Raw genomic sequence first — 15,175 nt, 5'->3', positions numbered from 1 at the left:
GCCGGCTCACCCGGCGGTCAGCACGATCTTTCCCTGGATATGCCCCCGGGCCGCGCGCTCATGCGCCTTGGCGGCATCGGCCAGCGGGAATGTGCTGTCGATGGCCACCCGGATCGTCCCGTCGCTCAGCAGCGGGGCGATCTCCCGAAGCTGCGCCCCGCTGGAACGCACCTGCGCCGTCGACACGGTGACGCCCAGCGCCGCAGCCTCCCCGGCACCGGCGAAGCCCAGCGGATAGACCGGGAACAGCGCGCCGCCGCGCTTCAGCGTGCGCAGGAAGCGCGCCGCCGGAGCGCCGCCGACGGCATCGACGACGAGATCGAGGTCGCGCGCAATCTCCTCGGGGGCGGAGCTGGTATAGTCGATGACCTCGTCGGCGCCGAGCTCGCGCAGCAGCGCCCCATGCCGTCCCGAGGCGACCGCGATCACCCGCGCGCCCTTCCACTTCGCCAGTTGGACCGCCAGATGGCCGACGCCGCCCGCGGCGCCGTTGACGAGGACCGTCCTGCCGTCGAGCGGCACCGGCCGGTGCGGGTCCGGCTGGAACGGGTTCGGCTCGCCGTGGCCCAGCTCGACCAGGAATTGCCAGGCGGTCAGCACCGACATCGGCGCCCCCGCCGCCTGCACATGGTCGATGCCGGCCGGCTTCACTGCGAGGTCCGACGCCGGGACGCTGACATACTCCGCATAGGCCTTGCTTCCGCCTGCGAGATCGCCGGGAAAGCGGACCATCGCATAGACCTCGTCACCGACCGCGAAGCCCTCGACGTCGCCGCCGACCGCCTCGACGACGCCCGAAATGTCGGTGCCGAGGATCAGCGGGAACGAGACCTGCGGCCGCCAGTCGGGCGGCAGCGCCCTGTATCCGTCGCGCAGGTACCAGTCGGGGGGATTGATGCCGACCGCGTGGACGCGGACCAGCACCTCGCCCGCCTTCGCTTCCGGCTTGGGAGCATCCTCCCAGACCAGCATCTCGGGGCCGCCGAATGCGTGCTGGCGGATCGCCTTCATGGTGTCGCTCACTCTGACCTCGCAGGGCTGTTGTTGGAACCATCGTTCGCACAGCCATGTAATCCGCTGCCGCAGGGTTGATAATGGGCGCTGATGTTGCTTCACTGATGTCATGAAGGAACAGATGGCATTCGAACGGCTGACCGGCCTGATCGCCTTCGCCCGTGCCGGCTCGCTGGGAAGCTATACCGCCGCCGCGCGGTCGCTCGCGATCTCGCCCTCGGCGGTGAGCCGGAGCGTGCAGCGGCTCGAGCGGCATCTCGGCGTCTCGCTGTTCACGCGGACGACACGCGCGCTGACGCTGACGGCGGAGGGGCGCGACCTGCATGAACGCGCGCTCAGGCTGCTGCGCGATGCCGAGGACATCGAGCAGGCGGCGAGGACGGCACGGTCCGAGCCGTCGGGCACCCTGCGGATCGCGGCGTCGCTGCCCATCGGCGTTCATGTGATCGCACCGGCGCTGCCGGCCTTCCGCAAGCTCCATCCCGCCGTGACCGTCGATCTGCGGCTGAACGACCGGATGATCGACATCGTCGAAGAGGGCATCGATGTCGCCGTCCGCATCGGCGACCTGCCGGACTCAGGCCTGCTGTCGCGCCGGCTGGCTCCCCACCGGCTGTGCGCCTATGCGTCGCCGGCCTATCTCGCCGCGCGGGGCACGCCGGGACATCCGGACGAGCTGGAGGGGCACGACACGGTCAGCCTGCGCTACCAGAGCACTGGCCAGCCGTTCCGCTGGCCGTTCCGGATCGGCGGCCGCGAGATCGAGATCCTGCCGCCGTCCGGCGTCGCCGCCGATGTGAGCGACGCGGTCGTCGCCATGCTCGTGGCCGGCGGCGGCATCGGCGTCGCCGCGAACTTCGTCGTGGCACCCCATGTTGCGCGGGGCGAGCTGGTGCCGATCCTGACGGAGTTCGCCGTCGAACGGCACAATATCACCGCGCTGTGGCCCGAAAGCCGCCGTGCCAATCCTGCCGTCCGCGCCTTCCTCACGCAGTTGCAGGAGGTCTTCCAGGAGCGGATGACGGCAGCATCGCGCTGAGGCGGCCCCTCAATACACCTCTTCGACCCAGTTCTGCTTCGACTTCTTCGGCCGGACATAGCCGTCGTCGCCCTGCCGCGGCGGCAATTCCAGCTCCACCGGCGCGATGTCCTGGTAGGGGATCCGCTGGAGCAGATGATGGATGCAGTTCAGCCGCGCCTTCTTCTTGTTGTCGGCGTCGACGATGTACCACGGCGTCAGCTTCTTGTCGGTGTGCTCCAGCATGACGTCCTTGGCCTTGGAATACTCGACCCAGTGCTTGCGGGATTCGAGATCCATCGGGCTGAGCTTCCAGCGCTTGATCGGATTGCGCATGCGCTCGGTGAAGCGCTTCTCCTGCTCGTCGTCACTGACCGAGAACCAGTATTTGACCAGGATGATGCCGGAGCGCACCAGCATCTCCTCGAACACCGGGCAGGCGCGCAGGAAGTCGTGATACTCCTGGTCGGTGCAGAATCCCATGACCCGCTCGACGCCGGCACGGTTGTACCAGCTCCGGTCGAACAGCACGATCTCGCCCTTGGCGGGAAGCTGCGCCACATAGCGCTGGAAATACCATTGCCCGCGCTCCTTCTCGGTCGGGGTTCCGAGCGCCACGACCCGGCAGACGCGGGGGTTGAGGCTTTCGGTGATGCGCTTGATGACGCCGCCCTTGCCGGCGGCGTCGCGCCCCTCGAACAGCACGCAGACCTTCAGCCCGTTGAGCCGCACCCATTCCTGCAGCTTGATCAGCTCGAACTGCAGCCGGGCCAGCTCGTCGACATATTTGAGCTTGCCACCACCCTTCGGCGGCCTGGTGCCGGCCAGATCGCTCCAATGGGCCTCGATGGCCGCGTTCTCCTTGGCGTCGCGCAACACCTCGCCGCCGGTCGCCGGCACCCCGAGGCCGAGATCCTTCAGCTTCGGCGCCTTCCGCTTCTTCCTCGGCTTGTCCTGCGCTTCGCCGCCGCCGACCGTCTCGCCCTCATCCATCGCGGTGCCCCCCTTGCCTGTCGTTATGTCGTTTCCCCAACCGTCCAACGCTAGGAGAAGCAGGCACCTCAAGCAACCACCTGTGCGGGCACTGCGACGAAATACGCAGGACATCATCGGCCGGGCCGGTGTCGTCATGTGCCCGACAAGCTCCCTGTCGATGCCGCGGCCGTTGCCGCCCACCGCGAGACGGCCCATTTCCGGGACTGTCCCGCCCGCATCGCCGATCTCGCCGAGCGGAGCGCACCGGCGCCCGATCCGGTCCGGGTCGGCCGATCCCGATCAGCCGCCCCCCCAACCCCACCAAAGGAAGAAACCATGGCAATCAAGGAAATCCTGCCCGGCAAGCTTGGCTTCGGCGCCGCGCCGCTCGGCAACATGTTCCGCGCCATCCCCGAGGACGAGGCGCTCGCGACGGTCGAAGCGGCCTGGAACGACGGCATCCGCTATTTCGACAACGCACCCTTCTACGGCGCCGGCCTCGCCGAGCTCCGCATGGGCGAGGCGCTCGCCGGCCGTCCGCGCGGAGAGTATGTCATCAGCACCAAGGTCGGCCGCGTCATCCTCGACGAGGTCGAGGATGCAAGCGCCCGCGACCAGGGCGAGAAGGGCGACGTGTTCCGCCACGGCCGCCCCAACCGGATCGTCAACGATTATTCGGCGGACGCCACCCTGCGCTCGATCGAGGACAGCCTGAAACGGCTGAAGACCGACCGCATCGACATCGCCTTCGTGCATGACGTCGCCCAGGATTTCTATGGCGACGAGTGGCTGGCGATGTTCGAAAGCGCGCGCAACGGCGCCTTCAAGGCGCTCGACCGGCTGCGCGACGAGGGCGTCATCAAGGCCTGGGGCCTGGGCGTCAACCGGGTCGAGCCGATCGAGCTGCTGCTCGAGCTGGAGGGGCCGCGCCCCGACGGCTTCCTGCTGGCCGGGCGCTACACCCTGCTCGACCACGGCCGGGCGCTGCAGCGCGTCATGCCGAAGGTGGTCGAGCGCGGCCTCGGCATCGTCGTGGGCGGCCCCTACAGCTCGGGCGCGCTGGTCGGCGGGCCGAACTTCGAATATGCGCCCGCCAGCCCGGCGATTCTCGACAAGGTGGCCCGCATCAAGGCGATCGCCGACCGCCACGGCATCAGCATGAAGGCCGCCGGGCTCCAGTTCGCGCTTGCCAATCCTGCGGTCGCCGCGGTCATCCCCGGTGCCAGCCGGCCGGACCGCATCGCCGAGGATCGCGCCGCGCTGGAGGAGACGGTGCCCGCCGCCTTCTGGCAGGAGCTGCGCGCGGCCGGGCTCGTCCATCCCGAGGCGCCGCTGCCGGGGCAGTGACGGGGGGCCGGTCGGACTTGGGGACGGAATGGGGCGGGAAACCGCCCTTTTCCTTCATGCGCGGTGTTCCGAACGCGCCGCCGGACCCTTCAGAACAGCGATTCGGCTCAGAACAGCGATTCGGCGGCGGGCGGCCTGGGACTGCGCCGTCTGCCGCGCGTCGGCTTGGGCGGGGGCGGCAGCAACCCTTCCCTGCGGGCGCACAAATCGTGCCAGACGCGCCCCGGCCTCTCCGGAGTCCAGTACATGGGCTCGCCGAGCAGAACCTCTTCGCCGCAGCAGGCGCAGGGAGGATATGGGCTGGATGTGCGTGCGGACCTGTCCATCACATCTTTATGACAGGGCGGATGCGAGCCGTAAGTGATACGGATCAAATCCGAAGGAGAGAAGGCGAAAAATGTTCGGATGGGAAAATGGCCGGCCCCCGCCGTCCTGTCATGCCCGTCCCCTACATCCCCGCCCCGCTCGCCAGCGTCACGCAGGCGCGGTCGCGCCCGGCCAGACTGCCGCACCCGTCGGCGCGCTGCGAAACGAAGCGCATCACCACGCGCTCGCCCTTGCCGACCGACTCAGGCGGCAGCAGCGCCTCGGCGACCTGGGTGGTGAATTGCGGGTTGACTCGGTGGGTAGCCGGCGCCGGTTCGATGCTGGCGACCTGGACCGGCTTGGCGACGGGGGCCGCCGGTTCCGGCAGCGAGGCCACGGCCACCGGGGCCAGGACGGGAATCCGGGGAGGAACCGCGGCGAGGACCGGGGGCGCTTCCACCGGGCGCGGCTCCATCCGCCGCGGCTCGACCGCGCGGGACGGCGGCGCTTCGGCCGAGGCGACGACCACGGGTGCGGGCACGGGCGCCGGCTCGGCACGCTGCGGCGCCGGCTGGCCGCCACGCGGCTTGGGTGCATCGTCCGGCACCACGGCGACCTCGATGGCGCCGAAGCCGGCCGCCTGCGACGCCTCCCGCGGCGAGGATCCGCGCAGAACCGGGGTCAGGGCCGCCAGATAGAGCTTCGTCTCGCGCGGCAGCCGCTGGCGCCCGGCCAGATGCTGGGCATAGCAGGCCGGGCCGCAATTGTAGGCGGCCAGGAAGCCGGGAGCGCCGAACAGGTCGTACATCTCGCGCAGATAGGCGGTGCCGGCCATGACGTTGTCGCGCGGGTCGGCCGGGTTGGACCCCAGCCCATACTGCGTCCGCATCAGTTCGTAGGTGCCGGGCATCACCTGCATCAGGCCGATCGCCCCGGCCGAGCTGGTCAGCACCTTGCCGCTGCTGGTGGTGGCGCGGCCATTGCTCTCGCGCATCATCACCGCACGGATCCATTTCTCCGGCATGTCGTAGCGCTGGGATGCCTCGCGGATCAGCGGCACCCAGCGCGACAGCGGATCGTTCGGGTCGGGCACATAGGCCGTTTCGGCCGAGGGCGCGGTCGTGACCTGCGGCGGTTCGGCGGTGCAGCCGGCCAGACCGAGCGCCAGACACAGCACCGTTCCGGCGACATGGATCGTCGCGAGGCTTCGTTTGACCACGAGGGGATTTCCGTGCTGTTGGCGCAGGCGGGACAATTGATGCATCGCTTTTTCAATGTATAGGCCACGGCTGTCAAGCGACAACACGACCGTTTCTTGATGCCTGTCCCGAAGATGACGTCCCGATGCCCGGACGATCCCTTGTCGTGAAGTCGACAATTAGGATTTTCGGCAAATACCTCTATGCCATTGTTCGGTGACCGACCGGATGAGGCTCCGTGTCACAAAGCGCGACAAAGGGAACCTTGACGGAACATTCACCCCACCCCTAATTGAGGGGCGCGGCCACGCCCGCAACCGCGCGGGATCGGCCGGACTGGATCGAGTGCCATGACCGTCCCCCAACGGCTCCTTCCCCCGGCTATGCCGCCGTCGCAGCCGCAGCCCCCCTCCCCTGCGGACGGGACGCCGCCGGCTGCGCCGGCTGAACCGGTATCCGCTGCGCCGGCCGGCCGGTGGCGGTTCCGCTGGCTCGTCTGGCTGCTGCTGGCAGCGCTGGTTGCCGGGGGGGCCCTGCTGTGGCAGTCCGGCCGCCCGGCCGCACCGCCGGCCGCACCGCCCGTCTCCGCCGCCGACCGTCCGGTCGAGCTGGCGGCGGCGGAGGTGACGGCGGTCGTCCTGCGCACCCTGACGGAGACGGTGCGGCTCAGCGGCTCCGTCACGCCGATGGAACAGTCGGCGGTGAAGGCGGAGGTCGCGGCGCGGCTGGCCGAGGTGCCGGTGCGCGAGGGGCAGGCGGTGCGCCGCGGCGACCTGCTGGCCCGCTTCGAGACGGTGGAGCTCGCCGCCCGCCTTGCCGAGAAGCAGGCCAACCTGGAAGGCGCCCGCGCCCAGCTGGTGCTGGCCGAGAAGACGCTCGCCAAGAATCGCACCCTGAACCGCAGCAACATCGTTTCCGACACCAGCCTCGACCAGGCCGAAAGCAGCTTCGGCTTCCAGCGGGCGCAGGCCGACGCGCTGGCCGCCCAGGTGGATCTGGCGCGCAAGGCGCTGCGCGACGCGGTGGTGCTCAGCCCGATCGACGGCATGGTCGCCACCCGCGCCGTCAATCCAGGCGAGACGCTGGCGGTCAATGCCGCCATGTTCACCATCGTCGACCTGTCGCAGGTGGAGGTCGAGGCGACCGTCCCGGCCGGACAGGTGGCGCGGCTCGCCGTCGGCCAGACCGCCAGCCTGCGGGTCGAGGGCTTCGGCGAGCGGGTCTTCGCCGGCCGCGCCGCCCGCATCAACCCGATGGCGCGGGCCGGCTCGCGCGCCATCACCGTCTATGTGACGGTCGACAACCGGGACGGGGCGCTTCGCGGCGGCATGTTCGCCGCCGGCGAGGTGCTGGTGGCCGAGGCCAGGGACGCCGTCGCCGTGCCGCCGGCCGCCATCCGCCACGACGACCGGGGCGACTTCGTGCTGGCGGTGGCCGACGGCCGTACCCTGCGCCGCCCCGTGACCCGGCTGGACTCCTGGGCGCGCGGCGACCTGGTGCAGGTGGAGGGTCTGGCGCCCGGCGAGCGCGTCGTCACCGGCAACCTGCCCGGCCTGACCGCCGGCCGCGCCGTCACCGTCAGCGGCTCCTGACCCCTCCAGCCTGCCCCCTCCGCCCCCGACCGGGACAAAAGCCCCCCATGCCGATCACCCGCATCAGCGTCGACAACCCGGTCTTCGCCACCATGATGATGGTGGCGCTGATGGTGCTCGGCCTGTTCTCCTACAACCGGCTGGGCGTCGACCTGTTTCCCGACGTCGATTTCCCGGTCGTGGTGGTCAGCACCGCCTATCCCGGCGCCAGCCCGGAGACGGTGGAAACCGACATCACCCGCCCGGTCGAGGATGCGGTCAACACCATCGCCGGCATCAAGACGCTGACCTCGCGCTCCTACGAGGGGCAGTCGGTGGTGATCGCCGAGTTCGAGCTGAAGACCTCGTCCGTCCAGGCGCTGCAGGACGTGCGCGAGAAGGTGTCGGCGATCCGTGCCGGCTTCCGCGACGAGGTGAAGGATCCGCAGATCACCCGCTTCAACCCCGACGACCAGCCGATCCTGTCGATCGCGGTGACGTCGGAGCTGCGCAGCTTGCGCGATCTCACCACGCTGACCGACCAGATCGTCCTGAAGCGGCTGCAGAATGTCCGCGGCGTCGGCAAGGCCACCATCGCCGGCGGGGTGAAGCGGCAGGTGCTGGTCCGGCTGCTGCCGGAAAAGCTGGAGGCGCTGGGCGTCGGCGTCGACGAGGTCATCGCCACCATCGCCAACGAGAACCAGGACGTCCCCGCCGGCACCGTCAGCGGCCAGGGCCGCGAGCGGGTCGTGCAGGTGGAGGGGCGCGTGCGCAACCCGCGCGACCTGCTGGACCTGATCGTCGCCCGGCGCGGCGGCAGCCCGGTGCGGCTGGGACAGGTCGCCGAGGTGATCGACGGGCAGGAGGAGCAGGAGTCCGCCGCCCTGCTGAACGGCAGCCCGGCGCTGGCGGTCGACGTGGTCAAGGTCCAGGGCGCCAACACGGTGGAGGTCGCGCGCGGGCTGCACGGCGCCATCCAGGATCTGCGGACCAACGGCTCGCTGCCGCCCGACGTGACGCTGGCGGTGGTGCGCGACAGCTCGCGCGGCATCACCAACTCGCTGAGCAACGTGCAGAAGACGCTGGTCGAGGGCGGCGTCCTGACCATCCTGATCGTGATGCTGTTCCTGGGATCCTGGCGCAGCACGGTCATCACCGCGCTGACCCTGCCGGTCGCCGTGCTCGGCACCTTCGGCATGCTGGCGATGATGGGCTTCACCTTGAACATGATGACGCTGATGGCGCTGTCGCTCGCCATCGGCATCCTGATCGACGACGCAATCGTCGTGCGCGAGAACATCATGCGCCATCTCGCCCGCGGCCAGGGCCACCGGCAGGCGGCGCTCGACGGCACGGCGGAGATCGGGCTGGCGGTGCTGGCGACCACCCTGACCATCGTCGCGGTGTTCCTGCCGGTCGCCTTCATGGGCGGCATCATCGGCCGCTTCTTCCTGCAATTCGGCATCACCGTCTCGGCGGCGGTGCTGATCTCGCTGTTCGTGTCCTTCACCCTCGACCCGATGCTGTCCAGCATCTGGTACGACCCGGCGGCACATGGCAGGCACGGCAGCTCGGTGTTCGGCCGCTTCGCCGCGGCCTTCGGGCGCGGCTTCGACGCCCTGTCGCACGGCTACGGCCGGCTGCTGCGCTGGGGCCTGCGGCGGCGCTGGCTGGTGATGCTGGCGGCGCTGGCGATCTTCCTCGGCAGCTTCCTGCTGGTGCCGCGCATCGGCGTGGAGTTCGTGCCCGCCGCCGACCTCGGCGAGCAGATCGTCGAGGTGGAGACGCCGGTCGGCTCCTCGCTCGCCGCCACCGCCGCCAAGGTCCGGCAGGTGGAGGTCGCGATCCGCGAATTCCCGGAGATCGCCTACACCTACGCCACCGTCAACACCGGCGTCTCGGTCGGCCACAACCGCGGCAGCGTCTATCTGCGCTACACCCCGATCGACCAACGCAAACGCTCACCCAATGACCTCGCGCCGCTGCTGCGCCAGCGCCTCGCCGCCATCCCCGGCGTCACCGTCGGCATCGCCATTCCCGGCGTCGGCGGCGTGCAGAAGCAGATCCAGGTGTCGGTCCAGGGCCGCGACATCGCCGAACTGGACCGGCTGTCGCAGAAGGTCACCGGGGCGATGCGCGCCATCCCCGGCTTCGTCGATATCGACAGCTCGCTGAAGGCGGCCAAGCCGACCTTGGCGGTGCGGCTGGAACGCGACCTCGCCAGCGATCTCGGCATCGGCACCGCCAAGGTGGCCGACACGCTGCGCCCGCTGTTCGCCGGCGACACGGTGTCGAGCTGGAAGGCGCCGGACGGCGAGAGCTACGACGTGCTGGTCCGCCTGCCGGAAGGCGACCGGGCCGGGCGGGCCGACCTCGACCGCATCCATTTCTCGGGCGGGGTCGATGCCGACGGCACGCCGCGGATGATCCCGCTGTCGCAGGTGGCGGAGGTGACGACGACGCTCGGCGCCTCGCAGATCAACCGCCGCGACCTCCAGCGCGAGGTCAATGTCCAGGCCAACGTCCAGGGCCGCGCCGCCGGCGACGGCGGCCGCGACCTCCAGGCGGCATTGGCGAAGATCGAGCTGCCGCCCGGCTACCGCATCGTCTTCGGCGGCTCGACCAAGGACATCGCCGAGACCAGCGGCTACGCCATGCAGGCCTTGGCGCTGGCGGTGATCCTGATCTACCTGATCCTCGCCTCCCAGTTCGGCAGCTTCCTGCAGCCGCTCGCCATCATGGCGTCGCTGCCGCTGTCGCTGGTCGGCGTCTTCCTCGGGCTGCTGGTGGCGGGATCGACGCTGAACATCTTCAGCGCCATCGGCTTCATCATGCTGATGGGGCTGGTGACCAAGAACGCCATCCTGCTGGTCGATTTCGCCAACCAGGCGCAGCGCCGCGGCGCCGGTCTGAACGACGCGCTGGTCGAGGCCGGCATCATCCGCCTGCGCCCGATCGTGATGACCACCGCGGCGATGATCTGCGGCATGGTGCCGCTGGCGCTCGGCATCGGCGAGGGCGCGCAGCAGCGCGCGCCCATGGCGCATGCGGTGATCGGCGGGCTGCTGTCCTCCACCATCCTGACACTGCTGGTGGTGCCGGTGACGCTGACCTATCTCGACGGCCTGTCGCGGTGGCTGAAGCGCCGGTTCGCCCACGACGACCCCGACGCGGCGCAGCGTCACCCGGCGGAGTGAGCGGGCCTCACACCAGCGCAGGCGACCGGGCGGAGCTTTCCTTCCCGACCGCCGGCAGGTTGTCGGCCACCCAGTGCCCCGCCGCCTCGCGGCCGGCATCGCGCAGCCAGTTCAGGAAGGACCAGTCGGTCATCAGCTTGGAATAGAGGCCCAGATCCTGCAGATGCTCATCCGCATCGATCAGGTGCAGGCGCGGGCCGCCGTTGCCGCCGCCGCGGGCGGACAGGCTGCGCATCTCCTGCAGCAGGGCGGCGTTGAAGGTGATCTGGTTCAGCCGGGCGGCGATGCCGGCCGGATCCTCCGGCGTGACCGGGCAGGTCAGCGGGTTGATCGCCACAACCAGCAGGTCGGCGCCGGGACAGGCCTCCGCCAGCGGCGACAGCGGCGGGTTGGCGAGATAGCCGCCGTCCCAATAGTCCTGCCCGTCGATCCGCACCGCACGGAACAGATGCGGCAGGCAGGCGGAGGCCAGCAGCTGGTCGACCCCGACCTCCTCCTCGTCGAACAGCCGCAGCGCCCCGGTCTGCACATTGGTGGCGCTGACGAACAGCCGCAGCCCGGCCTGCCGGATCAGCTCCGGCTCGACCAGTTCGGCCAGCAGGCCGCGCAGCGGATGGAAGCCGGCGGATTGCGTCTGATAGGGGGTGATCCAGCGCCGCGCCCAGTCCACCAGATGCGATCCCGGCGCATGGTCGACGTTCCAGCGCCCGAGGAGCCGGTCGGCCAGGCTCGGCCGGATCGGCCCGAGCCGGCCGGCGGCGCTCACCCGCTCCCAGAAATTCGCCAGCTCTGCCCGCGCGCCCTCGCGTGCTCCCTCGCATGATCCCCCCGGGCCGCCCCCTATCCGGCCTCTTGCCCAGCCCTGCGCCAGCATCACCGCGTTCATCGCCCCGGCGCTGGCGCCGCTGACCCCGACCAGCCGGATATCCTCCTCCAGCAGCCGGTCGAGCACGCCCCAGGTGAAGGCGCCATGCGCTCCGCCGCCCTGCAACGCCAGCGCCAGCGTCGGGCGCGGCGGCGGCAGGGCCAGCAGCGGTTCGGGCGCCGGCAGCTCCAGCATCTCCAGCGGCTCCTCGCGCCGAATGAGCTCGCGCCTGCGGCACACCCGGTTCCATAGCCTGCGGATCATGGTCATGGTCGGCACGTCCTTGAACATGTTTGCTGCATCGCAACATGAGCGGGGCCTGAGACTCCCGCAAGGGGGCTATGCCCATCGGCCGGCCCACCCACCGGGCAGGAAAAGGCTCGCGCCGTTGGAAAGCCGCGCCCATATGCACTACACAGGCGCAGGTCCAAAAGCCGAGCCGTCCGCCTTGCCGCAGATCATCCCCATCGACGACCCCGACGACCCGCGAATCGAGCCGTACCGCGACGTGCGTGAACGCGACCTCGTCGGCCGCGACGGGCTGTTCATCGCCGAGGGGGCGGTGGTGGTGCGCAGCCTCGTCGTCTCCACCCGCTACCGCGCCCGCTCGCTGCTGCTGGCCGGCAAGCGCGTCGAGGCACTGGGGCCGATGCTGGCGCAGTTGCCGCCCGACACCCCGGTCTATACCGCATCCCAGCCGGTGCTCGACCGCATCGCCGGCTTCCCGCTGCACCGCGGCATCCTGGCGCTGGGCGAGAAGACCGCGATCCCGACCGCCGCCGGCCTGCTGGAGTCCTGTGGACCCGTGGCGCGCGTGGCGCTGCTGTTCGGCATCGGCAATCACGACAACATGGGCGGCATCTTCCGCAACGCCGCCGCCTTCGGCGCCGATGCGGTGATCCTCGATGCCGGCTGCTGCGACCCGCTCTACCGCAAGGCGATCAGGGTGTCGGTCGGGGCGACGCTGCTGGTGCCGACCGCCCGGCTGGCGGAGGGCGAGGATCCGCTCGCCCTGCTCGACCGCTTCGGCTTCGAGGCGGTGGCGCTCAGCCCCGCCGGCTCCGAGACGCTGGCCGCCCTGACCCCGCCGCGCCGCGCCGCCCTGCTGTTCGGGTCGGAGGGGCCGGGCCTGCCGCCGGCCTTGCTGGCCCGCGCCCGCAGCGTGCGCATCCCGATGGCCGGCGGTTTCGATTCCCTCAACGTGGCGACCACCAGCGGCATCGTGCTGCACCACATCGCCTCCGGCCAAGCCGCACTGGACCCCGCATGACCGACGAGACGTCCTCCCTGCCCCCCGACCTGGAGCCGGGCCAGCCGATGGACCCGCATCTGGTCCACGACCTCGCCGTCGCCCATCCGGAGGTGACAACGCTGGGGGCCGCCGGCATCCTGCGGATGAGCGACGCCGAGGCGCGCGGGCTGGTGCCGCTCGGCCTGCCGCTGCCCAAGGGCAAGCGCGACCTGCTGGTCCCGGCGGAACGGCGGCAGGCCATCCTGCTGGAACTCTCCGGCCGCGTCGACCGTGCCAACCGCCGCGACGCCCTGCTGGCCCAGGGGCGCCGCGCGCTGGCCGGCGGCCACACCGCGCTGCTGTCCTGCGAGGACCGGACCCGCGTGCGCGCCGTGCGCGTCGACGATCTGCCCTGGCCCGGCCTGTCGCCTGCGGTGCGGCTCCAGATCACGCGGACCTTCGACGCGTTGGAGCTGTCCGACCTGACCGACACCGAGCTTGCCGCCCGGCTCGACCATGACCCGGCGCTGCGCACGGCGCTGGACGATGCGCTGTCCCGCGTCGCCGCCCGCCTGCGCGATCTGGCCGGGCGGGCCGGCGACGGTCCGGACTGGGGCTTCGCCAGCCTCGCCGAACGGCTGGGCAAGGCCGCCCGCAACCGCAGCGACGCCGACGAACTGCTGGAGCGCTGGGACCGCGAGTACGACCAGTGGCGGCGCGAGCGGGCGGAGGCGCGCGGCCGCGCCTATGTCGACCGCCATTTCGACTTCTCCCGCTTCGAGCGGCTGTTCCCGGTGGCGCGCGGCATGAACCGCCGGCTGGTGCTGGTGATCGGCCCGACCAATTCCGGCAAGACCCACCGCGCCATCACCGCACTGCGCGAGGCGCGCGACGGCGTCTATCTGGCACCGCTGCGCCTGCTGGCGCTGGAGGTGATGGAGCGGCTGAACGCCGAGGGCACCCCCGCCACCCTCGTCACCGGCGAGGAGGAGATCCGCACCCCCGGGGCCCGTCACACCGCCTCCACCATCGAGATCATGGATCCCGACCGGCCGGTCGAGGTGGCGGTGATCGACGAGATCCAGATGCTGGCCGACCCGGCGCGCGGCTGGGCCTGGACCGCCGCCCTGATGGGCGTCCCGGCCGAGACCGTCTATATCCTGGGCGCGCCCGAAGTCCGCCCGCTGGTCGAGCGCGCGGCAGCCCATCTCGGCGAGCCGCTGGAGGTGGTGGAGCTGGAGCGCAAGACCCCGCTGTCGATGCTCGACCGCCGGCTCGACTGGCCGGAGGTGGAGCGCGGCGACGCGCTGATCGCCTTTTCCCGCCGCGAGGTCCACAGCGTCCGCGACACCCTCCTGGCGCAGGGGCTGTCGGTCGCCGCCATCTACGGCGCGCTGGCCCCGGCGGTGCGGCGGCGCGAGGCGGCGCGTTTCCTGTCGGGCGAGGCCGACGTGGTGGTGGCGACCGACGCCATCGGCATGGGGCTGAACCTGCCCTGCCGCCGCGTGCTGTTCACCGCGCTGGAGAAGTTCGACGGCAGCGCCGTCCGTCCGCTGACCGCGACCGAGGTGAAGCAGATCGCCGGCCGCGCCGGCCGCTTTGGCCAGTTCGAGGAGGGGCATTTCGGCGTCATCGCCCGCGGCACCCCGGCCGGGCTGAAACGCCTGCTGGAGGCGTCCGACCGCCGGCTGCACGCCGACGCGCCGCTGCCCGTCCGCCCGACCCGCGCCATGCTGGCCCGGCTCGCCGCCCACATCGACAGCGCCGAGGCCCGGTTGCTGGTGGAATGCTTCGCCAGTGCTGCGACCGCCGGCTCCCCCTTCCGGCTGGCCGACCTGTCGGCGCTGCGCCGCGCCGCACCGATGCTGGACGCCCGCCGACTCGATCTCGCCGCCAAGCTGGAGCTGCTGCTCGCCCCCGCCGACCTGGAGGAGCCGGAGGACGCGAAGATTTTCGCCGCCATCCTCGACGCGGTGGAGGCGGGGGAGGCGCTGCCGCTCGGCCGGCTGGTCCCGGCGCGGCTCGACGGGCTGGCCGCCGAGGTGCTGGAAGCGGCATCGCGCGCCTGCGATCTCTATTTCTGGGCGTCGCGCAAGTTCCCCGCCGCCCTGCCCGACCGCGACCGGGTGCGCGCGGTGCGCGACGGCATCGGCCAACGCCTGTCGGAAGCCCTCGCCTCCCGCGCCCGCCGCCGCGAACCGCCGCCCGCCGCCGGCTTCCGCGGTGCGCCGCGCAAACGCTTCGGCCCGCGCCGGCGCTGATCCACCAATCGTTTGCTGCACTGCGAACGAACCGTCTCCTCCGCTGTTCTGAACGGACCCTCTTCCGGCAAGCCCACCCATCGATAGCCTACCCCTATCGCAACCTTTGAATTTGCCGATTGGACGCTATCGAAAGGGCCTGCCATTCTCGTATCACCAGCCAAGCCCATGGCCGGGATCGGGACCGTTCA

Annotated in this window: 10 protein-coding genes; 6 read left to right on the top strand and 4 right to left on the bottom strand. The window is 70.9% G+C overall.

Features of this window, described 5'->3' with window-relative positions:
- Nucleotides 1-6: 6 nt before the first annotated feature.
- Nucleotides 7-1,023 (bottom strand): NADP-dependent oxidoreductase, encoded by a 1,017-nt coding sequence (locus AL072_RS10135; RefSeq protein ID WP_245636648.1) that lies wholly within the window; start codon nt 1,021-1,023, stop codon nt 7-9.
- Nucleotides 1,024-1,135: 112 nt separating this feature from the next.
- On the opposite strand from AL072_RS10135, the gene AL072_RS10130 reads away from it, so the two are divergent.
- Entirely contained in the window at nt 1,136-2,053 is a 918-nt protein-coding gene (locus AL072_RS10130) for a LysR family transcriptional regulator (RefSeq protein WP_245636647.1), read from the top strand.
- 9 nt (nt 2,054-2,062) lie between these two features.
- Here the strand turns inward: AL072_RS10130 and ppk2 are convergent, their stop codons facing one another.
- The gene (gene ppk2 / locus AL072_RS10125) at nt 2,063-3,025 is read right to left on the bottom strand and encodes a polyphosphate kinase 2 (RefSeq protein ID WP_245636646.1); all 963 of its coding nucleotides are present in this window, start codon (nt 3,023-3,025) and stop codon (nt 2,063-2,065) included.
- Between the two features lie 318 nt (nt 3,026-3,343).
- Between ppk2 and AL072_RS10120 the strand changes: the two genes are divergently transcribed.
- On the top strand, nt 3,344-4,354 hold the full coding sequence (locus AL072_RS10120; protein WP_045580438.1) for an aldo/keto reductase: 1,011 nt from the start codon (nt 3,344-3,346) through the stop codon (nt 4,352-4,354).
- Between the two features lie 448 nt (nt 4,355-4,802).
- Here AL072_RS10120 and AL072_RS10115 read toward each other — a convergent pair whose 3' ends face one another.
- Nucleotides 4,803-5,879 (bottom strand): lytic transglycosylase domain-containing protein, encoded by a 1,077-nt coding sequence (locus tag AL072_RS10115; protein ID WP_045582327.1) that lies wholly within the window; start codon nt 5,877-5,879, stop codon nt 4,803-4,805.
- A gap of 330 nt (nt 5,880-6,209) precedes the next feature.
- On the opposite strand from AL072_RS10115, the gene AL072_RS10110 reads away from it, so the two are divergent.
- Entirely contained in the window at nt 6,210-7,451 is a 1,242-nt protein-coding gene (locus AL072_RS10110; protein WP_045580439.1) for an efflux RND transporter periplasmic adaptor subunit, read from the top strand.
- A 47-nt stretch (nt 7,452-7,498) separates the two neighbouring features.
- Complete coding sequence (locus AL072_RS10105) at nt 7,499-10,627, top strand: efflux RND transporter permease subunit (protein WP_045580440.1); 3,129 nt, start codon at nt 7,499-7,501, stop codon at nt 10,625-10,627.
- 7 nt (nt 10,628-10,634) lie between these two features.
- Here the strand turns inward: AL072_RS10105 and AL072_RS10100 are convergent, their stop codons facing one another.
- Nucleotides 10,635-11,783 carry a patatin-like phospholipase family protein gene (locus tag AL072_RS10100; RefSeq protein ID WP_245636645.1) on the bottom strand — a complete coding sequence of 383 codons (1,149 nt, stop codon included), beginning with the start codon at nt 11,781-11,783 and terminating at the stop codon, nt 10,635-10,637.
- A 157-nt stretch (nt 11,784-11,940) separates the two neighbouring features.
- On the opposite strand from AL072_RS10100, the gene AL072_RS10095 reads away from it, so the two are divergent.
- Nucleotides 11,941-12,762: a TrmH family RNA methyltransferase gene (locus tag AL072_RS10095; RefSeq protein WP_045580441.1), complete on the top strand. Its 822-nt coding sequence runs from the start codon at nt 11,941-11,943 to the stop codon at nt 12,760-12,762.
- A complete protein-coding gene (locus AL072_RS10090; RefSeq protein WP_045580442.1) occupies nt 12,759-14,984 on the top strand; it encodes a helicase-related protein in 2,226 nt (741 codons plus the stop codon). Before AL072_RS10095 ends, AL072_RS10090 begins: the two co-directional genes overlap by 4 nt.
- Nucleotides 14,985-15,175 lie beyond the last annotated feature (191 nt).

It is taken from the genome of Azospirillum thiophilum (assembly GCF_001305595.1).
GTDB lineage: Bacteria > Pseudomonadota > Alphaproteobacteria > Azospirillales > Azospirillaceae > Azospirillum > Azospirillum thiophilum.
This window is presented reverse-complemented; position numbering and strand designations above follow the sequence as displayed.